Here is a 25,135-nt window from a genome sequence, read left to right as displayed (position 1 = left end):
GGCGAACGGGGAGGCACAGTGACAGCGACCGTCGTCGCGATTTACCTGGTCATCACGTTCGGGCTGGGCGGCATCGCCCTGGCGTTGCGCTTGCCTCCGCTGGTCGGGTTCCTGGCCGCCGGCTTCGTCCTCAACGCCATCAATGTCGAGGAGATGCCGCAGCTGGATGTACTGGCGGACCTGGGTGTCACCCTGCTCCTTTTCGCGATCGGCCTGAAACTCGACGTCCGTTTCCTACTCCGCCGCGAGGTGTGGCTGACCACGTCGGCGCACCTGGTGATCAGTGTGGTTCTCGGCGGCTGCGCGCTGTGGCTCGCGGCGGTGGCGGGGCTGTCCATGCTGACCGGTCAGAGCGTGCAGACCATCGCCCTGCTCGCCTTCGCACTGTCGTTCTCGAGCACGGTGTTCGTGGTCAAACTGCTCGAGGAACGCGGCGAATCCCATGCGCTCTACGGCCGCATCGCCATCGGCATCCTGGTGATGCAGGACATCGTCGCGGTGGTGTTCCTGACCGCCACCGGCGGCCACCTGCCCAGCCCGTGGGCACTGGCACTGGTGGGTCTGTGGCCGTTCACGCGGATCGTGCGCAGGATCTGGAACCGGTTGGGCCACGGTGAGATGCAGTCGTTGTTCGGCATCGTGATGGCGCTGGTCCCCGGCTACGCGCTGTTCTCGGCCGTCGGGCTCAAAGGTGACCTCGGTGCCCTGATCGTCGGCGTGCTGCTGGCCTCGCACCCGGCGTCAGCCGAACTCGCCCGCTCGCTGTTCCACATCAAAGAGCTGCTGTTGGTCGGCTTCTTCGTGTCGATCGGCCTGACCGGACTGCCCGACGTACCGACGATCACCGTCGCGGTGCTGATGCTGCTGCTGTTGCCGTTCAAGGCCATCTGGTACGTCGGGCTGCTGTCGATGATGCGGCTGCGGTACCGCACGGCGATCCTGGCCGCGCTGAGCTTGATGAACTACTCCGAGTTCGGTCTGATCGTGGTTTCGGTGGGCGTCTCGGTCGGTCTGTTGGCCGAGGCCTGGCTGGTCGAGATGTCGATCGCGGTGGCGTTGAGCTTCGTGGCCGCAGCACTGGTCAACGGCCGCAGTCACCTGATGGTCGAGAAGATCGCGGCGCGGTTACCGGCTCAGGACGAACAGCATCTGCAACCCGAGGAGCGTCCCGTCGACGCCGGCGACGCCGAGGTGGTGGTGATCGGCATGGGCCGGGTGGGATCGGCTGCGTACCAACGACTGACCGAGTACTACGGGCTGCGGGTGGTCGGCGTCGACTACGACGGGGCCTTGATCCGGCGCCACGCCGACAACGGGCTCCGGGTGGTGGAGGGAGACGCCACCGATCTGGATTTCTGGCATCGGCTGCGCCGCTCCGATTCGGTGCGGATGGCGGTGCTGGCCATGCCGCACCACGGCGCCAATGTCCGCGCCCTGGATTGTCTGCGTGAGTCCGGCTTCAGCGGCACGGTCGCCTCCGTGGCCCGCTACGACGACGAGGTGCAGTGGGCCCGGGACAACGGCGTCGACATCGCGTTCAACGTCTATGCCGGCGCGGGCCTGGAACTCGCCGATCAGGTGGGGCGAGTCGAGGCAAACCAGACCGATGACCCTGACGGGTCAGTCCGGGGCGGCGGCGACTCCGTCGAGGATGACAGCGTCGGACGCGGTCCGTAACGCTGCCCAGTCGCCCCGCCAGCCCAGCGCGTGGACCGCGAGGTCAGCCGTGCGTCGGGGTTGATCGGCGGTCCCGAGCCCGTCGGCCCGCAGGTTCGGCAGCGTCTCGACGAGGCGAAACACCACGTCCGGGTCGGACGTCACGTCGAGGGCCTCAGCGGGTGGGGGGCCGAGGTCGGCCACGACACGATGTGCCAGCTCCCGATACTCGGTGCGCAGTTCGCTTCGCTGCCGCTGGAATTCGTCGAACCGTGGGGTTCGCACCTCGGGGAGCAGGTAGAGGATGCCGAGATTCCAGGGGCTGTCCCAGAGCAGCCTGCAGTCCAGCAACGTCAGCGCGTGCAGCAGGACCGCAGGCGGTTCGGGCCGCACGCGCAGCCGCTGCGCCGCCGCCAACGACGAGCGGACCGTTCCGGTGAGCAAGGCGGCGAGAATGTCGTCCTTGGTGCGGAAGTGGTGGTACAGGGAGGCTTGTCGGATGCCGACGGCTTCGGCGATCTGACGTGTCGACGTCGCCGCCACCCCGAGGGTGGTGAACAGTTCGGCTGCCGCGTCGAGCACTTCGTCGCGTGCGGTGGCGCCCGGACGCTTTCGGCGCTCCAGTCGAGGGCGACCGCTCGTCGGGGTGCGCACGTGTCGATCCTGCCACGCAGGTTCGGACACGTGCGCCACCACGACGGGACTCCGCTTCGTCAGGGTCGGGCCGGGACGAGGTCTGACGCCGTAGCGTCTGTCGCCGGCAACGGTTCGGTGGCCGGTTTCGGCGTCACCAATGCGACCACGACGTAGGCCAGCAGTGACGCGGCACCGGCGGCGAAGGTGCTCCAGCCGTCGACCGTGCTGGACACGAAGTCGTTGGCCACATAGAGCAATGTGTTGTCCACGCCGTAGATCGTGGGCGTGAGCACGAAGAACGTCAGTCGCACGCCGATGCCGACGACGATGGCCGCAGCCGCTGCTGCCGCACCGCCGCGCGACCAGTACAACCCGAGGATGAACGGCACCACCAGGCTGGCCAGCAGCAGGTCGAAGGCCAGGGTGAGCAGGATGCCGGTCTGCGGAACGCGCAGCGCCACAACAGCCGCCAGCGCCGCGATCGGCAACGTCGTCCACCGGGTGACCAGCAGGATCCGCGGGGTCATCACGTCGGCGGCGTGGTCGACTCGGAACACGTTGCGCACCAGCACCGTCGCGGTGGAGAGCAGGATCCCGCTGACAGTGGTGAGGGTCGCGGCGAGCAAACCGGAGATCACGACGATCGCCAGCCAGGCCGGTGCGTAGTTGCCCAGCAGCGTGAACAGGATCGGTCCGTCGGCGGCCGCGTCACCGACGATGCCGACCGCGGCCAGCGCCACGAACGACAGCGGTATGCAGAACACCAGGATGCCGGCGGCCGCGGTGAAGCAGGCGCGCTGGGCCGCATGTGGGGTGCGCGCGGAGAACACCCGCTGCATCAGGTCGATCGCGACCAGGTTGCCCAGGCCCAGAGCGATGATGGTGGCCCAGTTGATCACCGCGCCGGAATCGCTGGAGGTCAGCTGCGACAGGTTCGTCACGCCCATGCCGTCGACGGAGGTGAATCCGTGCGTGGTCGCCACCCATGCGACCAGGGCGATCACCCCGACCAGGTTGATGGCGACCTGTACGACGCCGGTGTAGACACTCGCGAACATTCCACCGGTGATGGTGTACAGCAGGGCCAGGGGGACGGTGACCAGGATTCCGGTGGCGTAGGAGACGCCGACGAAGCGCTGCAGCAGGAAGCCCAGTGCCACGAGGTTGCCGGCCAACAGGATCGCGAAGCTGCCCACGGTCAGGAAAGAGGACGTGACCTCGATTCCGCGGCCGAAGCGCTTACGGAAGTACTCGGGCAGCGTCACGACATGGGCGGCGCGTAGCCGCTTGGCGAAGAACAGCCCCATCAGCAGCAGACACAAGGCCAGTCCGATGGGCAGAGCGGCGCCGGCCCAGAAGCCGAAGGCGGCCGACAGATCCGCGTTGCCGATGGTGGCGTTGGAGTCGACGGCCTGCGAGACCAGGACCGCGGCGACCAGCGCGGCCGGCAACGTGCGCCCCGCGACGAGGTAGTTGGTGGTGTCCCCGCGAACACGGCGCATCGAGATCAGGCCGCTCACGGTGAGGATGACGAGGAAGATGGCTACGCCGGTGATGATCATGGCGAAACTCCGCAGAGGTCGAAGGGGAGAGGGGTGCCGGCACCGTTGCCGGAGGTCGGATCAGCTGGTGCTGACCGCTTTTCGGCCGAACGTGGACAACGGGTGTGCGCCCTCGGGCAGAGTCACCTCCCCTCGCGCCAGACGCTGTTTGAGGTAGCGGAAGCTCTGGGCGGTCTGGGCGAACAGATGGTCGCCGGCGACGACCGGTGGCTTGGGCGGGATGCCGTTGCCGACGAACGCGGGCAACGGTGATACTTCGGTGTCGTGGTCGACGTTGACGAACAGTGGGAACGAGTAGCGTTCGGCGCTGACCTTACGTACGCGGTGTGTCGTGGCGACGAACTCCCCGTTGGTCCAGATCTCCAGTAGGTCACCGATGTTCAAGACGAACGCGTCGTCGATCAGCGGCACGTCGACCCAATCACCCGAGGCGTTGAGAACCTCCAGTCCGGGCGCTGTGGGCCGCAGCAGAGTGAAGCACTCGTAGTCGGTGTGCGCGCCGATGCCGGGGCGGTCGGCGGCATCCGGGTCGTGCGGATAGTGAATCAGTCGTAGCTGCGACGGCGGCGTGGTGACGTGGCGGTCGAACCGGTCGGCGGGTTCCCCCAAGGCCACGGCGAAGGCGCGTAACAGGGTGCGGGACAGCGCGAAAACCGCGTTGTACCAGTTCGTCACGGCGTCGCGGAACCCCGGCAGCTCGGGCCACTGGTTGGGCCCGAGCAGCGGGTGACCAGCCAGGTACCGGGGATCGTCGGCGGGCAGGTCGATGGCCACGTCGAACGCCTCTTTGGTGTCCGTCGTCCCTTCGGAGAAGACTTCCTCGCCGGGTGGCACGTAGCCGCGGTGGTTGGTGGACCGTCCGATGTAGACGCGCTGCTTGTCCTCCTCCGGGAGGGCGAAGAACGCGCGGGTGTGCTCGAGCAATTCGTCGAACAGGGTGGGATCCACACCGTGGCCGACGATCTGGGCGAAGCCGACGTGCCGCGCGGCGTCACCGAGCGCCTGCACCGCGGCGGCATAGCCGGGGTCGGATTCGTCGAGCAGGGCGCTGACGTCGAGCACGGGGACGTCGGTGAAATCTCGGGAGTGGGTCATCGATTTCCTATCGGGTCAACAGCTGATCACAGTGGTCACGGATGACGAGCCACCTGCTCCGCGCCGTGTCGCCCTCCGGGGCTCGGTCGCTGATGGTCGCGGCGAGGCCGTCGCGCTCGGGGGCCAAGTCGTCACCCACCCGGAACGGCAGAGTGGAGCGGGTGATCCGCCACGCTTGGCCCTCGACGACGCCCAGCGACACCTCGACATCGAGCAGTCCTCGCGCATCGTCGAGTCCGGCGTGCGCCACGATGTCGCACAACATGGCGCCCTCGTCGAAAGAGATTGACGGGCAACGGCTGCGGGCGTAGGCGAACCGGTCACCGACCCGCAGCAGGATGGCGGCCCGGCCGGCGTCGTCACGCAACATCAGTTCCCAGTGCTGCGCCGATGGCCCGGACGGTTCCTCGACCCAGTCCTCGTGATAGTCGCGGCCGATCCCCGTCTCGACCACGATGTCACCGGCGCGGTGCAGGCGACCGCGGTCGGGCAGCGGGTCACTGGGATGCAGGTCGATGGTGCGTTCCCAGGTGAACTGGTCGCCGTCGACGACAAGCGGTCCGGCGAACGCTTCCAGACGGCACAGCGCGAGCAGGTCACCGCGGGTGAGCGTGGACAGAGAGGTGGCCGCGATGACCGGTAGGTCGGCGGGCGTGCGGAGGTCGACGTACAGGTGGTCGCCCTGGAGCCACTCGACGTCGGTGGTGGTGTCGACGGCGCGCCCAGGTACCGCCAGCGCGCGCCGTCGCCAGCGGCGCTGGGTCACCTCTGAGTGGCCGACGCTGTCGCCGGGTGACGTGCGACGCAGGTAGCCGGGCCAGTCGCCGTGGTGGGAGATGTCGGTGCCGGCGGTCCACGCGTCCAGTGCGCAACCGAACCCGACGACCTCGCTGCCGTCGGCCAGCGTGACCCGGCCCAACGACATCGGTGCCGGCAGCGCGGCCAGAAAATCACCCAGCATCGCGGTGCTCAGCAGCCACACCTCGCCGCGGATGCTCACTCCGGTCTCCGCGCCGACGCGCGCCAGCCCGGGCTTGGGCGGATCGGTGTCCAGGTGGACCATGCGGTACAGCGGAGCGGTCTGAACCGGTCCACACCAGCGGGCGCCGCGCGCTTCGAGCTGCCATGCCAACGGCTGCCCACGCAGGTGCGCACCGACGACGAGCAGCGGCGTGGTGGCCAGACCGGCCCGGACAGGCCACGGCGCGGCGGGCGGCCGGTTGCCGGTGGCATCGGTGAGCTTTCGCGCCACGTCCAACGCGAGCGCGTCGGCACCGGCGCGTGCCACGATGCTGACACCGAATTGTGCGCCGTCCGCGACGGTTTCGCACGGTACGGCGACCGCACACAGATCCATCAGGTTGCAGAAATTGGTGTAGGTGCCCAGCCGCGAGTTGACTCCGACCGGATCGGCCGCCACGTCGGCGATGCGGGGATGCTCGGTCGTCGTCGGGATCAGCAGGGCGTCACAGTCGCCGAGTTCGGCCATCGCCGCCTCGGTGAGCTCGGCAAGGCGAGCACGGTCGCGGAGCAGTTCGGTGGCGGACACGGTACCGGCGGCCGAGATGATCGCCGCCACGGTCGGGTCGAGTGTGTCGTCGGCGCCGCGACGCGCGTCGATGAACTCGCCCACGGCGTCGTGTCGTTCGGCGACCAGCCCGCCGTCGTAGAGCAGCCGGGCGGCGGAAAGAAACGGAGTCAGGTCGATCTCGACCAGTTCGGCTCCGTTGTCGCGCAGCCGTTCGCACGCGGCGTGAAATGCGGGCACCCACAGCGGATCGAGGGCGGGCAGATCGCGCGGGACCGCGACGCGCGGTGCGACCGGTGCGGCCAGGGGTGCGTCGGCGGGGAAGGGGCGTGCCCCGCCGGCGATCACACCCATGGCCGTGTCGGCGGTGTCGACATCACGGGCGAACACCGTCACGCAGTCGTAGGAGCGGCACGCCGGTACCACTCCGTCGGTCGGTACGACGCCGACGGTCGGTTTGACGCCGACGATGCCCTGCAGCGCGGCCGGGACCCGGCCCGAGCCCGCGGTGTCGGTGCCCAGCGCGATGTCGACCAACTCCAGTGCCACCGCGACCGCCGAGCCCGAACTCGAACCACCGGAGATGCGGTCGGGTCGGCGTGCATCCCGCACCGCACCGTGCGGGCTGCGAGTGCCGACCAACCCGGTGGCGAACTGGTCGAGGTTGGTGGCACCGACGATCACCGCACCGGCCGCACGCAGCCGCGCGACCACGGGCGCGTCGGTGGCCGCGGGGCCGGATGCGTAGGTGGGGCAGGCGGCGGTGGTCGGGATCCCGGCCACGTCGATGTTGTTCTTCACCGCGGCCAGCAGTCCCGCCAGCGGCAGCTGCTGTCCGGAGGCGACGGCGGCATCGACGGCCTGGGCATCGGCCAGCACATCGGTCAAGGGCCGCAGGGTGATCCAGATTTCGGGGCGGTCGACCTCGTCGATGCGTGCGTACGCCGAGCGCACCCGCTCGACGGCGCTCATGAGCGGTCTCCGACGACCACCAGTGGCGTCCCGGGGTCGACCTGATGGCCGGCCGAGACGAGGATCTGGGTCACCACCCCGTCGGACGGTGCTCGCAGCACCGTTTCCATCTTCATCGCCTCCAGCGCCAGCAACGGCTGGCCGGCCACGACCTGATCGCCCACGGAGACATCGACCTTCCACACGCTCGACGCGAACGGCGCGTCGACGCGCTGGTCGCCCTCGTCGAGGACCAGGTCGTCGGTGTTGGCCACGGCGTTCGACGCGGCCCGCTCGGCCCGGTCGAACTCGCCGGCCGCGGCCCACGCGGCGCGTTCTTCGGAGAACGCGGCGCTCTGCCGGGCCCGGAACGCGGCGATGTCCTCGGCGTTGTCCGCCAGGAACTGCTCGTGCTCGGCCAGCGAGAAGGTGCCGTCGGTGATGTCGAGCGAACCGCGGCCGGCCGCGATGTCCGCACGCATCTCCAACAGCTCCTCGGCCGACACCGGGCACCACGAGATGCGGTCGAAAAAGCGCAACAGCCAGGGACTTCCGGGTTCGAACGGCGGTGTGTGACGGTAGCGGCTCCACACCTGGGTGGTGCGGCCGACGAACTGGTAGCCGCCGGGTCCTTCCATGCCGTAGATGCACAGGTAGGCGCCGCCGATGCCGACGGAGTTCTCGGCCGTCCACGTGCGGGCGGGGTTGTACTTGGTGGTGACCAGCCGGTGGCGCGGGTCCAGCGGGGTGGCCACCGGAGCCCCGAGGTAGACGTCGCCGAGACCCAGGGTCAGATACTGCGCACCGAACACGGTGTCGCGTACGTCGTCTTCGCTCGTCAATCCGTTGATGCGCCGGATGAATTCGATGTTCGACGGACACCACGGCGCGTCGTCGCGCACGCCGGAGGTGTAGCGGGCGATCGCCTCGCGGGTGGCCGGGTCGTCCCAGCTCAGTGGGAGCCGCACGAGCCGGCTCGGCACGACCAGCTCCGAGGAGGCCGGCAGCTCGTCCTCGATGTCGGAAAGCAGGCCCAGCAGCCGGGGGATCGGCAGCACGTCGGGGTCGACGTGCACCTGCAGGGAACGGATCCCAGGGGTGAGGTCGAGGATCCCCGGCGCTGCCCCGTCGAGGCGGGTGTGCAGCGCGTGTACCCGCGCGCGCAGCGCGAGATCGAGCACGATGTCGCCGTATTCGACGAGCACGTTGTCGTCGCCGCTGCGCCGGTAGGTGACGTCCGGGGCGCCGTCGACACCCGCACGCCGCGCGAGGACACCGTCGTCTCCGTCACCGGACCGGGCCACGTGCACGCTGGCGGCTCCACGGATGAGGCCGAGGTCGCGGCGCGACGGCGCGTCAGCGCTGCGTACCGGCACGAACCGCACGGTGTCGCCGGGTCGCAGCTGACCCAGCTTCCAGCGTTGCGCGGCGATCACGGTGACCGGGCACACGAATCCACCGAGACTCGGGCCGTCCGGGCCGAGCAGGATCGGGGTGTCGCCGGTGAAGTCCAAAGCGCCGACGCTGTAGGCATTGTCGTGGATGTTCGAGGGGTGCAGACCGGCTTCACCGCCGTCGGGGCGCGCCCACTCGGGTTTCGGGCCTTCCAGACGGACGCCGGTGCGCGCGGAGTTGAAGTGCACCCGGTAGCGGGCCTCGAACAGCGTCTCCATGTCCGCGCGGGTGAAGAACTCCGGCGCGCCGTGCGGGCCCTCCGTGACCGCGAGCTCCCACTCGCCGGGCAGTGCGGGTCGCACCTCGGGCGGTATCGCCCCCGCACCGGGTCGGGTTGTGGTGTTCGACGCTGCGAACTTGGCGCGCAACACATCACCGACGACCAGCTCGCGACCGCCGTGTCCGCCGAAGCGGCCGAGGGTGAACGTGGACGCGCTGCCGAGGTAGAGCGGCACGTCGAGGCCGCCGGCGAAGAGGATGTAGGTCCGCAGGCCTGCGGCGGCGTCGCCGACGTCGAGGACGGCGCCGGCGGGCACCTCGACGGGCTCCCACATCGGCACCGGCACGCCGTCGACGGTGACCAGGCATTCGGCGCCGGTGACGCACACCGTCGTCGGGTGCGTCATGCGCAGCGCCGGACCGGAGGCCGTGCACTCGAGGCCGGCAGCGTCCTCGGGGTTGCCGAGTGCGCGGTTGCCGAGCCGGAAGGACAGATCGTCCATCGGCCCACTCGGTGGCACGCCGACCTGCCACAGTCCGACGCGGCCGGGCACGTCCTGCACCGTGGTCATCAGACCGGGTCGTTCGACGGTGATCCGCGGGCGGGGATCGCTGATGCCGGCCAACGTGGCGGTGCTGTGCCGGGCAGCGCGGACATCGTCGTGCTCGGTTGCTGCGCAGAGTAATCCGGTGTTGACCTCGATGCCGTGGATCTCGGTCTGCGCCAAGGCGTCACGCAGGCGGTCCCACGCGTCCGCGCGGTCGGTGCCGGCGGTGACGATCTTCGCCAGCAGCGGGTCGTACGACGCGGTGACCTCGGTGCCGTCGGCAACCCAGGTGTCCACCCGGACATCGGACGGGAAGCGGACCGACGTCAGCGTGCCGGTACTGGGCCGGTAGTCCCGGGACGGGTCTTCGGCGTAGACGCGGGCCTCGACCGCATGCCCCGACATGGGGACGGTGCCGGCCGGGTAGTCGTCGAGCATGGACGCGTCCCCGGTGGCCAGCCGCAGCATCCAGCCGGCCAGGTCGACGCCGGTGACGGCTTCGGTGACGGGGTGTTCGACCTGCAGGCGGGCGTTGACCTCGAGGAAGGACGCTTCGCGGCGCACCGGATCGTAGATGAACTCGACGGTGCCGGCCGACCGGTAGCCGACCGAGGCGGCCAGCGCGCGGGATGAGGAATGCAGTTGTTCGCGGACATCGTCGGGAAGCGTTGGCGCAGGCGCCTCTTCGAGGACCTTCTGGTGGCGCCGTTGCAGCGAGCAGTCACGATCGCCGAGGCTGAGCACGTTTCCGGTGCCGTCACCGAAGATCTGCACCTCGACGTGGCGGGCGTTGTCGACGTAGCGCTCGAGGAAGACTCCGGCGGAGCCGAAGCTGCGTTCGGCCTGGGCCACCACGCGCTGGTAGGCCGCGCGGAGATCGTCGGCGGTGCGGCAGACCTGCATGCCGATCCCACCACCCCCGCCGGTGGCCTTGAGCATCACCGGATAGCCGATGGCCTCGGCGCAGGAGACCGCCTCATCGACACCGTCGAGCAGATCGGAGCCGGGGAAGATCGGCACACCGGCCGTGCGGGCTGCGTTGCGAGCGGTGTGTTTGGTGCCGAAGCAGCGCAACTGCTCTGGCGTCGGACCGGCGAACGTGATGCCGGCCGACTCCACCGCTGCTGCGAATTCAGCGTCCTCGGAGAGGAATCCGTAGCCCGGATGGATCACAGTCGCTCCGGTGTGGGCTGCCGCGGAAAGCAGCGCATCGATGCGTAGATAGCTGTCGCGCGGTGCGGCGGGGCCGATCCGCACGGCGTCGTCGGCGAGGTGGACATGCGGTGCGCCGCGGTCGGCGTCGGAGAACACCGCGACGGTGCGCATATCGAGTTCGCGTGCGGCGCGGATCAGGCGCACGGCGATCTCGCCGCGATTGGCGACCAGGATGGTGTTCGTCATGCGCCGACCTCGGGCCGTGTCACGATCATGCGGACGGCCGTCGGGTCAAAAGCGTTGCAGGGGTTGTTGATCTGCGGACAGTTGGACACCAGCACCAACGTGTCGATCTCGGCGCGCAGCGCCACCCGTTTACCCGGGCCCGACAACCCGTCGACGATGCCCAGCGCACCGTCGGGGTCGACCGGCACGTTCATGAACCAGTTGATGTTGCTGGCCAGGTCGCGGGCACCGAGGCCCCAGCGGGATCCCTCGCGCAGGAAGTTCTCCATGCAGCCGTGCTGGGCCCGGGTGTGCTGGCCGTAGCGCAGCGTGTTCGACTCCTTCGAGCAGGCACCACCGAGGGTGTCGTGCGCGCCGACCTCGTCGGCGACGACGGTCATCAATGCTTCTCCGGTGTCGGCGCGCAGCGCCGATCCGGTGGTCAGAGTGATGCGGCCTTGCCGGCGGATGGTCTCAGGCGCGCTGTAGCGGACCCGGGTGTCGGCGGCCGAGTAGAGCAGGCAGTCGACGGCCTGGTTGCCGGCGAGGTCGACGATGGTCAGCACGTCGCCGGCGGCGACGACTGCCGACCACGCGGCCCGGGCGGCGACGTGTTCGTCCAGGATGACCGTTCCGGTGACCAGTGGTTCAGCGATGGCGGTGCTCACAGTTGTCCTCTCGCGGCCAGGTCGGCGTCGGTGTTGGCGATGGCTTGACGGTGCTCGGGTCCCAACGGACCGACGAGCTCCCCGGCGGTCAGCCGGTCCAGGTCGGCCTCGGCGGGCCACGCGTGCATCAGCAGCGGCGAACACGTGAATGTCGGTCGCGGGTCGAGGGGGTGTGTGGTGTTGGCGAGCAGGACGATTGCGTCGACATGGAGCAGCAGGTCTACGGCGGCGCCCGGTTCGGCAGGACCCAGCCATTCGAAGGTGCCGTCGGCGGTGACGCGCACGCCTTTGAAGAACGAGATCGACGGAGGCAGATCGCGGCTGTCGAGGCCGTGCTTGAGGGCGGCCAGCGTGAACAATTCGCGGCCGGCGGGGGAGTCGGACTCCGGTGCGGCAGCGCCGTAGCGCTCCAGATTGCCTGCGCACGTCGTGGTTCCCGTGAGTGCGTCATGCTTTCCGGACGTGTCGGAGACGATGGTGGCCAGCACCCGGCCGAAGCCGCTGAGCAACGGGTGGCCGGCGCCGAGGTAGGCCTGCCACGGCACCTTGACGGTGTCGGCGACGTTCAGACGTTCGTGCGGTGCGTCCGCGCGGTGCAACAGCAGGTGCGCGCATGCGTCTCCGGCGACATCGGTGAGACGGATACGAGTTCCGCGCGCCAGGACCGCGGTCGTATACCCGCCTGGCGCAAGCGTTTCCGACCAGACCAAGTTCTCGGCGGAGACGCCCTCGGGGGTCGTCGGCGAGGTGGACGGCGGGACGTGGCGCATGAACTCGGCGGTGCGGCCGTGTTGCGCGCGGGCGTGGTCTCGCGCGCCGGCGGTGGTGGCCGTCGCGGACATGGTGGCGGTACTGGTCACTGACTCTCCCGTGGTGGGCGTTTCTGTCGAGTGACAGTTTTCGGCTTTCGGCACCGGTGATGGTTGCCGTGACGTAACCGATCGCTGCGCGACGGTTAACAGTGGATCGCGAATGTTTCTGTCAGATGACAGGTATCGCGGAGCGGGCCGCCGACGCCGCCTACCGCCGTGCCACGCGAGCCCTGATGACCGCATGCGCAACATGCAGTATGCTCGTGGTGCATGTTCCGCATGATCGAGGTGAGTCATGACCGCTGCACACAGCCACCTGGTTGACGTCGCGCACCGCATTCAGGAGAGTGCGGCCGCGCTGGGGGAGGCGCTGGATTCGGTCAAGGTCTACGCCGAACCGTCGGTGGCACGGGCGGTCCAGGCCGAGCGGAACCTGTACGACCGCATCGACGCCGAGTTCGGGCTGCTCACCAGCACTGAGGTCGGCAGGCGTATGGGCTCGAAGTCGACTGCGCCGCGCAACCTGGCCGCCGCCACCCGCCGGGACGGCGCGTTACTGGCGATCACGCGCGGTCACCAGACACTCTTTCCCGGGTTCCAATTCGGCTCCGACGGCCGACCGCTTCCGGCGATCCGGACTCTTCGCCAACTCGCCGACGAAGCGGAATGGTCGGAAAGCAGTGTGGTGCAGTGGTTGTGCGCACCCACCACCTATCTCGATGAGCTCCGTCCGGTCGACCTGCTCGCCGGCCAGCCCGACCGCGTCGTCGACGCGGCCCGTCGGGCCTGGTCTGTGCAGTGGTGACGCCCGCCCCGCCGACGCCCTTCAACCCACGCACCGCCACACTCGACGCCGGCACCCGGCTCTATCGCGTCTTCACCGCGGCCAAAGGCCGTTCGGCGACGACCTTCAACCCCGGTTTCGGGTCGCCCACCCGGTTCGCCTTCTTCGGTTCGCCCCCGATTCCGGTTCTCTACGCCGCGGAGACCCAGGAGGCCGCGGTGGCCGAAACCCTGCTGCACGACGTTCCGGTCGACGGCGGCGTCCTCCCGTACGACGCGTACGCGCGGACGGTGATGGCACGTCTGGAGGTGGCCCGGCCGATCACCGTGGGCGTTCTGCACGGTCTCGGATTACGCAAGCTCAAAGTCACTGCCGTCGACCTCACCGCCAGCAGTGCCGCCTCCTATGCCGACACCGTCAGCTGGGCTCAGGCGGCGCATGAGGCCGGACTCGACGGCCTGGTATGGATGTCGAGGCTCTGCAACGACGCGAAGGCCTACGTGTTCTTCGGGGATCGGTGTGCCGATGCGTTCGTTCAGGATGTGACCTTCGCCCGCCTGTTCGCCACCGGCGCCGATCAGCTGTGGCTCATCGACCTCTGCGCGCCCTTGCATGTCGACGTGCTGCTCGGATCGTGACGACGGCGCGTCTGCCCCATTTACGAGACAGATTTTCTCGAAATCCTTCGCTGCGGTGCAGGCAGGCGTATACACACGTCCATGGGGTCAGCGAGGCGCATCGGCGGCTGGACTCTCGCCCTGGGTATCGGCGGGGTTCTCGGATATGCCGCGACGGGAACGGCCTCAGCCGATCCGTCCGGACAGGATTCGTCGGCGCGTCGTGACGACGCGCGGTCCAGTGCCCCTGCTTCGGTTCCGTCGAAGGCCTCCTCGAGCGACGAACGAGACGCAGGGGAGAGGCGCAGCCGCAGAGCGGCGCGCAAGGACGATGCAGCAGACGCGCAGCCCGTACGACGCTCGCGCGTCGTCAAGGTCCCAGCGCCATCCGATCCGGGGGTGGCGGCGTCCAGTTCCACCGAACGTCGAGGTGAGGCGGTACCGGTCGCCGTCCCGATGACGACTCGGCGCGAGTCGGCCACCGATCGGCGGCCACCGGCGAGCGCAACAGAGCGTTCTTCTGCGGTATCCGACGCCACTGCCCAATCCGACATCGATCAGCCGGACTTCACCGGGCGTCCGTCGTTGGTCAGCGTCGTAGCGGTCGCAGCACTGCGTGTCGTGCGCTTTGTCACGGACCTGGTAGGACTCGACTTCGGCACCCAACTCGCGCCGTTGATCGCTTCGGACCGCCCACCGCGAGTTCTCACGCTCGGATTGACCGTTCGCAGAGACGAATTCGACGGAATGCCGGTGTGGACTATCCAACCGAAAGAGCCCTCGGACAGAGCAGTCGTCGCCATGCATGGCGGTGCCTACGTCGTGCAGCCGACTCTGATCCACTGGCTGGATTACGCGACGATGGCGCGACGGACCAACGCCACAGTCGTCGTACCGATCTATCCGCTGGCTCCCGAAGCCACGGCATCGGAGGTCGTTCCACTGGTGGCCGACTTCCTGACTTCGGTCATCGCCGAGCGAGGTTCGAGAAACGTCAGTGTCATCGGTGACTCTGCTGGCGGGGGACTGGCGCTGTCGACGGCCCAGTTGCTGGTTCGACGATCGGCCGCGACCCCGTACCGTATGGTCCTGCTGTCGCCGTGGCTCGATGTTTCGATGACCAATCCCGCGATCCGAGACGTCGACGACCCCATTCTGAATCCCGTGACGCTCAAGAAGTCCGGTCGCAAGTGGGCCGGCCGCCTCGATCCCACCGACCCATTGGTGAGTCCGTTGTACGGTTCACTGGCGGGGTTACCACCGACGGCGGTCTACGCGGGTTCGCTGGACGTGTTGTCACCGGATGTTTTGGTCCTTCGAGACCGGGCCGCCTCGGACGACGCGCCGTTCAGTTTCGTTCTCCGCAGGGGCCAGATCCACGACTGGGCGATCGGGCCCCTGCTGCCGGAAGCGGCCGCGGTGCGGCCACAGATCTACGAGCAGTTATTCGGCTCTCCCGCCGACGAACCCGGTGTGCGGCCACGTCGCAACTCCGCTCGCCGGCGCTGATCGTCCCGGCGCTTCTGTCAGCCGGATTCCGGCTTGGCTTCGATACCGGCCAGCATCGCGTGGACCAATCCATCGAATACGTCGTAGGACGTGTCGGCGTCCGCCGGGCGGGACAGGATGCGATACAGGAAGGCGCCGACAAGCGCGTCGGCCACGCTTTCGGTGTCGATGTCGTTTGACAGCTGTCCGCACCGAACGCCTTCCCGCAGTCGCTGAACGACGGCGTCGTGCTGAGGAGCCGTCAACTCTCGATAGAGGGACGCGCCGTCTTGTGGACTGTCGGCGGCCGCGGCCGCGAGTGCGCGCAGAACCGCAACATTGCGGGGGGTGGCGATGAACTTGGCCAGGTCCTGCATGAATGTCCGGAGGTCGGCCGCCACGTCTCCGGTGTCGGGCAACAGCATGGCAGTGCCTCTGCCGAAGACTTCCGACACCGCTTCGGCGACCAGCGGTGATTTCGACGACCACCGTCTGTAGACGGTTTGTTTACCCACGCCGGCCCGCTCTGCGACGCGGTCGATGGTGATGGCGGTGTAGCCATCCTCTGTCAGTAGCTCCCGCGTGGCTTCGAGAATCGACTGGTGCACAACGCGACTGCGCGGACGGCCACGGCGCGAGTCGCTCATGGCGTCAGCTTAGAGGCGACGCGCGTGCCGCATGCGCCAGGGAAAATACGAGACGATTTTTCTCGTATTATGCCTTCATGGTGAATGAGCAGGGTCTCAGGGCGCCCGAGGTGGCGGTGGTGACCGGCGGCGCCGGTGGTATGGGTCTGGCGACCGCGCGAGTCCTAGGCCGACGCACGGCTGTGCTGATCAGTGACGTCAACGAACAACGGTTGGAAACAGCGCGACTCAGTCTCGTCGAGTCCGGCGTCGATTGCAGGGCGGCCATTTGCGACATCACAGACGCCGAGTCCGTGCGTGGGCTTGTCCGCACGGCCACCGAGTGGGGCAATGTCCGCTCGATCATTCACACTGCCGGTCTGAGCCCCAGCATGGGGTCACCAGAAAGTATCGTCCGGGTCAATGCCGTGGGTACACAGATGATCACGCAGGCATTTCTTGCCGTCGCGACCGAAGGCATGGTACTCGTCAACGTCGCCTCGGTTGCCGGACACCAACTCCCACGCGTCTTGATGCCAGTGGGCCGCTACAAGAGAGGCCGTCACGACGCCCACCGATTGCGGGGCGGCCTGCTTGCAGTGTGCGATCTCGTTCCCGCGGCACGGCGCTCGCAGATCGCATACGTGCTCAGCAAGAACTTCGTGATTTGGTACAGCAAGGCGATGGCGGCTCAGTTCGGCGCCAAAGGCGCTCGCGTGCTGTCCATTTCGCCGGGCTCTTTCGACACTGAAATGGGCCAACTCGAAGACGGAACAGGTGCCGGTGCGCTCGCGCAATTGAGCGCCTTGCGGCGCTTCGGCCGACCGGACGAGATTGCCGAGCTCTTGGCATTCTGCGCCGGCCCTGAAGCGGGCTATCTGACCGGAACAGACATCGTCTGCGATGGCGGCGCCATGGCCGCATGGTCCCTGTCGACGATGCGGAAGCTGGCCAGAGGATGAATCCGGGCCGCATTTGGCCGGCAGATCGCCACCTTGTGGCACCGACGAACTGTGGCCCCTTCTGTCGAAGGGGCCACAGTCGGTGCTCTATCGGTCAGTCGTTGCTCGAGGACTTCCTCGACGACGAACCATTGTCGGAACCGCCCGAGGACGAGCTGCTGCCGGACTTACCCGACGAACCGCTCTCGGATGCAGTGTCCTCGGTTTCGTCGGCCTCGGATTCCTCGGCGACGTCCTCGTCGACGTCGTCGGCGTCGCTCGGCGCTTCCGTGTCGCCGGGCTCTTCGGTGTCGGCGGGCTCTTCGGTTTCGCTCGGCGCCTCAGGCTCGGCAGGTGCCTCGACCTTTCCGGGAGTCTCGGCCTCCTCCGAGCTCTCAGCAGGCTTCTCCGACGGTTCTGTGGTCTCGTCGGTCGTCTCCTCGGAGTCGGCCGGTTCCGGGGTGGTGGCCGGCGTCTCCGGAGACTCGGGCCCCTTCGTCGACTCGGCGTCGTCGTCGCTGCGGTTGACCGCAGGCGTCGTCTCGCTCAGTTTCCGTTCCTCGCCACGCAAACCGACCTCGACAGCCACCAGGCGGTCCTCTGCGGCCAGATCGGTCGACGACACGTCCGACGACGCGGCGGTCGGGTTCTTGGCTTCGAGGAACTCTTCGCGCGAGACCTTCAACGCCCAGGCGATGTCCCGAGGCAGGTTGATGAAGAAGGTCTCGAAAGCGCCCTTGGGAGTGAGCAGACCCACCCACGGCCACGGCTTTCCGTCTTCGATGGCCAATCGTGGTGTGTAGCCGTTGAGCAACGCGTTGGTGACCTTGCCGGGCATGTTGACGGTCTCGTTGAGGGCCGTCGTCCAGTCACCTGCCTTGATGGCGACAGCGATGTCGTCCAGCACCTCGGTGAACTGGAAGGCCGCGGTCACGACGGGACCGAGTAGCGACTCGGTGTAGTGGCCGAGTGCGTTGTCGGTCAGCAGGACGTCGAAGACGTTCGCAAGCTTGTCTGCGCCAAGGGTTTCGGCGATCTGGCCAGGCATGTAGAAGACGTCGAACAAGGGCCATGCGCCGGCGCCCAGACTCCACAGGAAGTACTCGTTGACTGTGGCGAAGGCGTTGTTGAACTGGGCTTGCCCCAGATAGCCGAAGACATCTTGGACCATCTCGCCCAAGCCGTCGAACTGGCCCTCGCTGTCCTCGATGCTGGTCTGAATGGCTGTGCGAATGCGCTCGCCGTACTCGGGCAGATCGGCGACCAGTGCTTGCCAGCCGGCGTTGTTCCCGAAGACGCCACCGATCTCGCGGAACAGCGTTGGGGAGCCACGCAGCACGTCGCCCAGCCAGATCGGGTACTTCGTCGCGACTTCGTTGAGTCCGTAGGCGATGTTCTGCGAGGCAACCTCGATCGTGTCCCGCCAGGTGACGAATGGGTTTGTGGAAGCGGCCATTTGGACGTCGAGCGCCTGAGCGGCGGCGGTCAGCGCGGCCGGGGCCGGCGCCACCGGGGTGACGGTGAGCACGGACGCGCCGATAACGGCGACGCCGGCCAGCATCGCGCGCTTGTGCAGCGGTTGGGCACTCGACCGCTCCGAAGTCGAATGGTGCTCGGGGTGAGCAGAGAGCGCTAACGCCATGGTTCTCCTGTGTCAGTGAAGCGGAATCAGGCCTTACGGCCGTCGAGAGACTAGCTAAGAGAAACCTTTGATACAAGGGCTATCTTCTTTGCCGACGCGTCCGCAAAATTGTTTGGCTCGGACACTGCGCATCGGGTGCGTATAAGTGATGTCCGCGACCGCAGATATTAAATGCGTTGCAACACAGCATGATAAAGGACAAGAGCGGGCGTTTCGCGGTGCGATGTCACGCTACTGCGGTTTGACCTACCGTCGATCGCGGACGGTGCGAAGCGTTGCTGAAATGTCTGCTCGAGCCAATGTAGACCAAACGGCGTCGTTTGTGGGTGCTAGGTCGGGTGTTTCGGTCACGCGGGTGTGCGATCTGTGTCACGTACGCGACCAGATTCATCTCTGGAACAATTCCGATCGACAGCGACCGCGTATTAGTGCCGGAGGTGTCGTCCCGCTCGTCCCAGCTCCGCGATCTCGGGCTCTGCGGCTGAGATGATTTCGGCAAGTTGCCTGCCGAACAGCTCCACAGCGTGATCGGCGTCGGCGAGGAATCCGGTTTGCAGGTGAAAATCGTGCCAGCGGTTGGTGTACCGGCGATGGATCAGGAGGCCGCTCGATTGCGCTGCGATCGCGCATTCGAGTTTGTCCGCATCGACCGCGAGTGGGTCGTCACCGGCCGAGTGCATGACGATCGGCGGCAGCGATGTCAGGTCGCCGTGGATGGGTGAGATGCGGGGATCGTGCGCATCGTTTTCCCCCGCGTAGAACGCGCACCATTCCGTCATCAGAGGCGGGATGATGAGCGGATCGTTCCCCGCCAACCGCGTGCGGTTCTGGTCGGCGGCGAGATCCAGCCACGGACAGATCAACCCAAGCGCCACCGGCATCGGCAATTCGGTGTCTCGAATCAGCTGTGCCAGAGCAAGTGTCAGCCCGCCACCGGCTGAATCACCGGCTACGGCGAGCGTCGGTACCTGCTCATGGAGTGCGCTGTAGACGTTCATCGCGTCGTCCAGTGCTGCTGGATACGGGTGTTCGGGTGCGAGTCGGTAGTCCGCGACGATTACTTGCGCACCGGCTGCGTTGGCCAATGCTCCGCCGAAGCCGCGATAGCCGGTTGCGTTGCCCGACGCGTACCCACCGCCGTGGAGGAACAGCACTGCTACGTCTGGGCTCGCGTTCGTCGGGGTGAGGCGTTGGACAGGTACACCCGCAATTGAGTCGGCTTCCGCGGTCACCCGGGCGGGAATTTTTGACGCGCCGGCAATCAGGTCGACGATGCGTCGTTTACCGTTCATGGTCACTTTGTTCGAGGTGAATATCGGGCGTAGTGCGCGTAGCCCAACTCGAAAGACCATCGACGGCGCCCTCACCAAACCCACCCATCTGAAGTAAGTGCTTGCTAGCTTATGTTATCTGGATCACAGGCGCTAGCAGTGCAGGGGTGTTGAGTGGCGAGTGCAGGGTCAGGCGTGGACGCTCACGAAGTCGAGGTTCTGATACTCGGAGCCGGCGTGTGCGGTGTGGCGGCAGGGATCGGGCTCCTGCAGGCCGGCGTCGACGATTTCGTCATCGTTGAACGCGCCGAAAGTGTCGGGGGTACCTGGCATTTCAACACGTATCCGGGTTGCGCGGTCGACATTCCTTCTCATGTCTACTGCTTCTCCTACGCGCTCAACCCGAATTGGTCGCGCGTCTACGGAACTCGGGCCGAGCTTGAGCAGTACATCGGCAAGGTCGTCGATGACTTCGGGGTGCGGAACAAGGTGCGCCTGAACACGGAGGTGCTCGACGCGCGGTGGGACAGCGACGACCGACGCTGGCATGTCGAAACCAACCGTGGCGCCTACCGGACGCGATTTTTCGTGATCGCTCCGGGACCTCTGCACGAGCCGAATGTCCCCGATCTGCCGGGTCGGGATACGTTCGAGGGCCAGGCGTTTCATTCGTCGCGCTGGCCCGTCGATGTCGATCTCACCGGCCGCGAGGTCGTGGCGATTGGTACCGGCGCGTCGGCAATCCAGTTCGTCCCGGCGGTGCAGTCGCAGGTCAAGAAGCTCACGCTGCTGCAGCGCACGCCGGCTTGGGTTTTCCCGAAGCCTGACTGGGATATCAGCGAGCGGTCGAAGCGGGCCCTGGCGCGCTTCCCTGTCTTGATGAGGCTGATTCGGTTCGGCACCTGGCTGTTTCTGGATGCCTTCACCACGGCCGCGCTGCGGTCGCCGCGGTTCGCCCGAGCGGTTAGCGTGTTGGGCCGGTTGCACATCCGTTGGCGCATCAAAGACGCTGCGATGCGTAAGGCGCTGACCCCGAGGTACGCGGTGGCGTGCAAGCGTCTCGGCTTCTCGAATGACTATTATCCGGCGCTGGCGCAACCCAACATCGAGTTGGTGACCTCACCGGCGGTCGAGGTGCGTGAGCGTTCGGTGATCACCGCGGATGGGCGCGAAATCCCTGCTGACACCATCATTTACGGGACCGGGTTCCACACCATGCAGCACCATCCAATCGCCGAACGTGTCCGCGGCCGGTCGGGAGAAACGCTCGCTGAGGTGTGGAAGGGTGATCCCAAGGCGCACATGGGCACTACCATCAACGGGTTTCCGAATGCGTTCATGATGTTCGGGCCCAATGTCGGCACGCTGTCCGGGTTCACCATGGCCGAGGCGCAGAGCCACTATGTGGTCGGCGCCATTCGGGCAGCCAACCGGGTCCGTGCTGCCGCGCTCGATGTGACCGCGCAGGCTCAGGCAAAATTCGTTGCCGAAACAGACAAGACGCTGGCTAAATCCACCATGCTCCGCGGCGGGTGCAACAGTTACTACCTCGCCGACGGAAATCGACGAGTGTCGCTGGCCTGGCCGGGGACAATGTACTCGCTGACTCGGCGGCTCCGTCAATTTGACGTCGCGTCCTATGAGGTTATCGGAGGCGAGGAAGCCCACAGCTGGGAATTTGCTGGGACGAAGACGGGCGATGGGGGAAAGTAAGTAGCAGTCGCGCACATCGCAGTGGAGAAGTGAATCTGGCGCAAATCTCGATGGGGGAGCTCGATGGCGGCCCCTTGCGTGAGGCCTGACCGCCGGTGTGGGAGCCGCCCGTTCGGCAGGAACGTCTGCGATTCAAGCGAAGGCGAGTTATGGCCCAGCACGACCGGAGTGCTTGCTGCATTGCTCAGGACGCGTCAGGCGACATCGCGCCGGATACCAGTAAGCGATCATCGAAGCCATCGCCATGCGACTCCCGGTCCGCGTACTGCTTGTGCAGGCGTGGAAGGGAAACCGCGAGTCGCGGTGTGTCGTCACGACGGTGCTTGCCCCACGCCGTACAGGAGCATCGAGGTGATCGCGGCTGCGGTCTCGGGCTTCTCGCGTTTACGCTCACACAGTCGGTCAGCAGTGCTGAGGAACCACGTCATGCCGACCGTCAAGCGCACCATCAGGCCGATGTCGAAGTCCTTGTGCTGCCAGGCTGAAAGGTTCGCCTCGACGACCCGCTGAATCTGGTCCAATGACGGGTCGATGCGATCGCGGAAGTATCGGGCTGCGCGGTCGGCCTGACCGAATAGCGTTACCCCGAGCAGCGGACCGATTTCGTCCATGACCCCCAGTAGGTCATAGACGAACTGATAGGTGCGGTCGTACATCACGGTACCCATGGCATCGAACTCCTCGGGCGGGGATCCCGAGGATTCAACGACTTTGGCGACGGCGTCCTCGAGTGGTGTCGCCACCGAGGCGTCGAACAATTCCTCCTTGGACCCGAAATGTCGGTACAGCAGCGCCTCGTTCACGCCGGCTGCGGCTGCCAGATCGCGTGTGCGGGCACCCTCGTAGCCCGTCTGCTCGAATACTCGGCGCGCAGCTTTGATGATTTGTTCTCGGCGCTGCTCGGCCGAGAGGCGCGGCTGCGGATTCGAGTACGGCGCGCGGTTGCGTCCGGGCTTATCTGCCAACGGACTGCTGCATTGTAAGCAAATACTTCACCCGTGCAGTATAGGGTCGCGCACCCTCTTCGACATGGCCCATCAGGCACGAGGGCATCAGCGCGAACGCCGGGCATGCCGTGCCCGCCGCAGTGACGACAGCTCGCGGCGGCGGATTCGACGCCGCACCGTGAATGGTCACGGCTCAGCGATGCAGGGGCAATACGTCACTGTGACGGTTCGACGCCCTTGTCGACGGGTCGGAGAGTGGACACTTCGGAATCTACAGGAGGGCCGAAGCGGAGCAGCACCGCCTGCATCTCGTCACCTGACGGAGAATCCACTCATCAGGTGGTGAAAGACGTACTTTGATCTCGCCGACGAGTTGTCGGCGGTTCCTGGAAGAGCTCGGCTGTCGACAGGCGATACGACCCACGCGGGCGGCGGCGGCGGGGTGACGACCGGCTATCAGCTGCGGCAATGCCGCGGTCGCACCCAGGGTGCGAGTCCTTGCGTCTGATGTAACTCGGCATTCGGACTACCGATAAGCGACATTATGTCAACTAATGCACGGCATACTACGTTGCCTCTCAACACTTTTCCGCGTTACCCCTATCGGTGATGCGGGTGTGTGACTGACCGTAGTTCCAGTCGCAGGATTCCTGTGAAGTCGGCGGGGTTGCACGTGTAGAGCGGCACTCCATGTGCGATTGCACTGGCCGCGATGAGTGCGTCGTAGGCGCGCGCAGCCGGCTTGCGACCCGACGCGCGTAGCGCCGCCGCTACGGCTCCAAACGCCCGGGCGCAATCTCCATCGAACGGGAGGACGTCGAAGTCCGCCTCGGCCTGCTGTAGGTGCTGCTGCCGGGCACTGCGCTCTACATCGTCGTTGGCGACGTGTGGACCTACGGACAGCTCGGCCAGCGTGATCGCGCTGATCACCGATTCGTCGGGAAGTTCGGCTGGGTCAGACAGCTGACCCAAGAGGATCACCGTGGAGGTATCCAGCATCCCCCGGCTCTGGGTTTGCGTCACAGCGACGGGTCGATGAGGTTGTCGATGTCGCGCCGGAGGGCATCCGGGTTCACCGGCGGAAGATTCTTGCGGCGACGAATCAGTTCCGCAGGCCTTGCGCTCGAACGAGGCAGCGGCCGTAGCTCAGCAACAGGTGTCCCGTCCCGAGTAATGACGATGCGCTCGCCACGCTCGACACGGCGCAGAACGTCTCCTCCACTGTTGCGCAGTTCGCGCACCGTGACTGCATCCACGTTCCACAGTGTATCACCGGTGAGACACCGATGCGGCGTACTTGGCGTGCGCCGCTTCTGCACCGGAGGAATATGCAGGGTTGCCCAGTAGGACTAGCCTCGCACCCGGTGGATATCACCCGCCTGCGCTGCTGCCGAACGATTTTCCATTACCGGGCAAGGCCGAGAAATGCCATCATCGCTCGCTCGACCTCGACGACTTGTTCCGCAGTCAGTCGACCGACTCGCGCGTGAACGTTCGATCGGGTTCGACCCCTCAACCAATTACATCCCGAAGGGGCCTGAGCACTCGCGGATCTTCACCAGGGTGGACACTATGACGTGGCCCTTTCTGCGACAGTGTTCAAGGTCGAACTCGGTGTCTCTGACGTCGATCACGGTTACTACGCCGATCACGCACTGACCGTGGCCCGTCATCCAAGTGAGACCGATGAGCGGATGGTGGTGCGCTTGTTGGCGTTTGGGTTGCGCGCACACCGGCTCAGCGACGTCGACGGCGAGTTGGCGTTCGGGCCGGGACTCTCCACGCCCGGCGTACCGGACTTGAGCCTCGCGGACTACACCGGCCGAATCCTCGAATGGATCGTCGTTGGCCAGCCCGATGAACGGGTCCTCGGCAAGGCGGCCAGCCGGGCCGACCAGGTACTGCTGTTCCCCTTCGCCGCCGGCGTGGCCACCTGGTGGCGCACTGTGGGACCCAAAGTGGCGGGACTGCAGAACCTGTCTGTGACGCAGATACCGCACGCACCGGTGCAACGACTGGCCCAGACTGTCGATCGACGCGTCTCTGCGCAGGTCATGGTGATGGAAGGACAGGTGACGATGACCGTGGGCGGTATCGACGCCACCTTCACGCCCGAGCAGTTACAGTAGCCGTCGCCCCCGCGGCAAGAGGCCCCTCGAAAGAAAAACAATCCAAGCGGGTTTGGGTAACCGGGCCGTCAGGCAAGATCACCTCATGAGAAACCATCCCCTCCGCGCAACCGCCGTCCTTCTCACTGCCGCTCCCCTCGCTGCCGTGTCGCTGTTTGCCGCTGGGATCAGTTCGGCTCAACCGCTGAACTGTGTAAACGGCCAGTTCTGGGATCCGATCACAAACACTTGTCAGACGCCGCGTCCGGCGGAAAACTGTGCTCCCGGCCAGTACTGGAACGCTTTGTCCAATGTCTGCCGGCCCGTGGGTCTGCTGTAGCAACCGTCATGGCCTAGCGAACCCCGGGCAGTGACCCGGCGGGTTCGCCGTTTGCGTACACGTCGACCCCCAACACGAGGGTATGTAGGTATCCGTCGGCGGGTTGGAGCACGCGCTGACCTCCTGCGGGCAGGTCGGCGACGAGACG

Annotated in this window: 20 protein-coding genes; 7 read left to right on the top strand and 13 right to left on the bottom strand. The window is 66.6% G+C overall.

Annotated elements, in window-relative coordinates:
• The first annotated feature begins 18 nt into the window (after nt 1–18).
• Nucleotides 19–1,677 (top strand): cation:proton antiporter, encoded by a 1,659-nt coding sequence (locus tag ACQI46_RS05310; protein WP_427092931.1) that lies wholly within the window; start codon nt 19–21, stop codon nt 1,675–1,677.
• Here the strand turns inward: ACQI46_RS05310 and ACQI46_RS05305 are convergent.
• The 7 genes from ACQI46_RS05305 to ACQI46_RS05275 are packed head-to-tail and all read right to left on the bottom strand — an operon-like array spanning nt 1,621 to nt 12,540.
• On the bottom strand, nt 1,621–2,310 hold the full coding sequence (locus tag ACQI46_RS05305) for a TetR/AcrR family transcriptional regulator (RefSeq protein ID WP_427092930.1): 690 nt from the start codon (nt 2,308–2,310) through the stop codon (nt 1,621–1,623). The two genes, ACQI46_RS05310 and ACQI46_RS05305, sit on opposite strands and share 57 nt — an antisense overlap.
• Nucleotides 2,311–2,369: 59 nt before the next feature.
• Nucleotides 2,370–3,854: a sodium:solute symporter family transporter gene (locus ACQI46_RS05300; protein ID WP_427092929.1), complete on the bottom strand. Its 1,485-nt coding sequence runs from the start codon at nt 3,852–3,854 to the stop codon at nt 2,370–2,372.
• Between the two features lie 60 nt (nt 3,855–3,914).
• Nucleotides 3,915–4,949, bottom strand: coding sequence for an isopenicillin N synthase family dioxygenase (locus ACQI46_RS05295; RefSeq protein ID WP_427092928.1), 1,035 nt, complete (start codon nt 4,947–4,949; stop codon nt 3,915–3,917).
• 7 nt (nt 4,950–4,956) lie between these two features.
• Nucleotides 4,957–7,449: an allophanate hydrolase gene (atzF, locus tag ACQI46_RS05290; RefSeq protein WP_427092927.1), complete on the bottom strand. Its 2,493-nt coding sequence runs from the start codon at nt 7,447–7,449 to the stop codon at nt 4,957–4,959.
• Complete coding sequence (uca, locus tag ACQI46_RS05285; RefSeq protein WP_427092926.1) at nt 7,446–11,051, bottom strand: urea carboxylase; 3,606 nt, start codon at nt 11,049–11,051, stop codon at nt 7,446–7,448. The genes atzF and uca overlap by 4 nt, the downstream gene beginning before the upstream one ends.
• Nucleotides 11,048–11,698, bottom strand: coding sequence for an urea amidolyase associated protein UAAP2 (locus tag ACQI46_RS05280; RefSeq protein ID WP_427092925.1), 651 nt, complete (start codon nt 11,696–11,698; stop codon nt 11,048–11,050). The genes uca and ACQI46_RS05280 overlap by 4 nt, the downstream gene beginning before the upstream one ends.
• A complete protein-coding gene (locus ACQI46_RS05275) occupies nt 11,695–12,540 on the bottom strand; it encodes an urea amidolyase associated protein UAAP1 (RefSeq protein WP_427093189.1) in 846 nt (281 codons plus the stop codon). The genes ACQI46_RS05280 and ACQI46_RS05275 overlap by 4 nt, the downstream gene beginning before the upstream one ends.
• A gap of 265 nt (nt 12,541–12,805) precedes the next feature.
• On the opposite strand from ACQI46_RS05275, the gene ACQI46_RS05270 reads away from it, so the two are divergent.
• The 3 genes from ACQI46_RS05270 (at nt 12,806) to ACQI46_RS05260 (ending at nt 15,420) form a co-directional block, all read left to right on the top strand.
• Entirely contained in the window at nt 12,806–13,315 is a 510-nt protein-coding gene (locus ACQI46_RS05270; protein ID WP_427092924.1) for a hypothetical protein, read from the top strand.
• A complete protein-coding gene (locus ACQI46_RS05265) occupies nt 13,312–13,932 on the top strand; it encodes an RES family NAD+ phosphorylase (protein WP_427092923.1) in 621 nt (206 codons plus the stop codon). Before ACQI46_RS05270 ends, ACQI46_RS05265 begins: the two co-directional genes overlap by 4 nt.
• Nucleotides 13,933–14,013: 81 nt before the next feature.
• Nucleotides 14,014–15,420 carry an alpha/beta hydrolase fold domain-containing protein gene (locus tag ACQI46_RS05260; RefSeq protein WP_427092922.1) on the top strand — a complete coding sequence of 469 codons (1,407 nt, stop codon included), beginning with the start codon at nt 14,014–14,016 and terminating at the stop codon, nt 15,418–15,420.
• Between the two features lie 17 nt (nt 15,421–15,437).
• Here ACQI46_RS05260 and ACQI46_RS05255 read toward each other — a convergent pair whose 3' ends face one another.
• Nucleotides 15,438–16,046: a TetR/AcrR family transcriptional regulator gene (locus ACQI46_RS05255; RefSeq protein WP_427092921.1), complete on the bottom strand. Its 609-nt coding sequence runs from the start codon at nt 16,044–16,046 to the stop codon at nt 15,438–15,440.
• A gap of 77 nt (nt 16,047–16,123) precedes the next feature.
• On the opposite strand from ACQI46_RS05255, the gene ACQI46_RS05250 reads away from it, so the two are divergent.
• On the top strand, nt 16,124–16,987 hold the full coding sequence (locus ACQI46_RS05250; protein ID WP_427092920.1) for an SDR family oxidoreductase: 864 nt from the start codon (nt 16,124–16,126) through the stop codon (nt 16,985–16,987).
• A 94-nt stretch (nt 16,988–17,081) separates the two neighbouring features.
• Here the strand turns inward: ACQI46_RS05250 and ACQI46_RS05245 are convergent, their stop codons facing one another.
• Nucleotides 17,082–18,608, bottom strand: a complete 1,527-nt coding sequence (locus tag ACQI46_RS05245; protein WP_427092919.1) for a hypothetical protein — start codon at nt 18,606–18,608, stop codon at nt 17,082–17,084.
• A 425-nt stretch (nt 18,609–19,033) separates the two neighbouring features.
• Nucleotides 19,034–19,900, bottom strand: coding sequence for an alpha/beta hydrolase (locus ACQI46_RS05240; protein WP_427093188.1), 867 nt, complete (start codon nt 19,898–19,900; stop codon nt 19,034–19,036).
• A gap of 174 nt (nt 19,901–20,074) precedes the next feature.
• Between ACQI46_RS05240 and ACQI46_RS05235 the strand changes: the two genes are divergently transcribed.
• Complete coding sequence (locus ACQI46_RS05235) at nt 20,075–21,592, top strand: flavin-containing monooxygenase (protein WP_427092918.1); 1,518 nt, start codon at nt 20,075–20,077, stop codon at nt 21,590–21,592.
• A gap of 311 nt (nt 21,593–21,903) precedes the next feature.
• Here the strand turns inward: ACQI46_RS05235 and ACQI46_RS05230 are convergent, their stop codons facing one another.
• The 3 genes from ACQI46_RS05230 to ACQI46_RS05220 form a co-directional block, all read right to left on the bottom strand.
• A complete protein-coding gene (locus ACQI46_RS05230) occupies nt 21,904–22,557 on the bottom strand; it encodes a TetR/AcrR family transcriptional regulator (RefSeq protein WP_427092917.1) in 654 nt (217 codons plus the stop codon).
• Nucleotides 22,558–23,139: 582 nt separating this feature from the next.
• Entirely contained in the window at nt 23,140–23,538 is a 399-nt protein-coding gene (locus ACQI46_RS05225) for a type II toxin-antitoxin system VapC family toxin (RefSeq protein ID WP_427092916.1), read from the bottom strand.
• A 20-nt stretch (nt 23,539–23,558) separates the two neighbouring features.
• Entirely contained in the window at nt 23,559–23,795 is a 237-nt protein-coding gene (locus tag ACQI46_RS05220) for a type II toxin-antitoxin system Phd/YefM family antitoxin (protein ID WP_427092915.1), read from the bottom strand.
• 321 nt (nt 23,796–24,116) lie between these two features.
• Between ACQI46_RS05220 and ACQI46_RS05215 the strand changes: the two genes are divergently transcribed.
• The gene (locus tag ACQI46_RS05215; protein ID WP_427092914.1) at nt 24,117–24,668 is read left to right on the top strand and encodes a YaeQ family protein; all 552 of its coding nucleotides are present in this window, start codon (nt 24,117–24,119) and stop codon (nt 24,666–24,668) included.
• Nucleotides 24,669–25,135: the final 467 nt, after the last annotated feature.

The organism is Mycobacterium sp. SMC-4, from assembly GCF_050205565.1.
Classification (GTDB): domain Bacteria; phylum Actinomycetota; class Actinomycetes; order Mycobacteriales; family Mycobacteriaceae; genus Mycobacterium.
The sequence above is the reverse complement of the archived record's forward strand: the minus strand, read 5'-3'. Positions and strand labels throughout refer to the sequence as shown.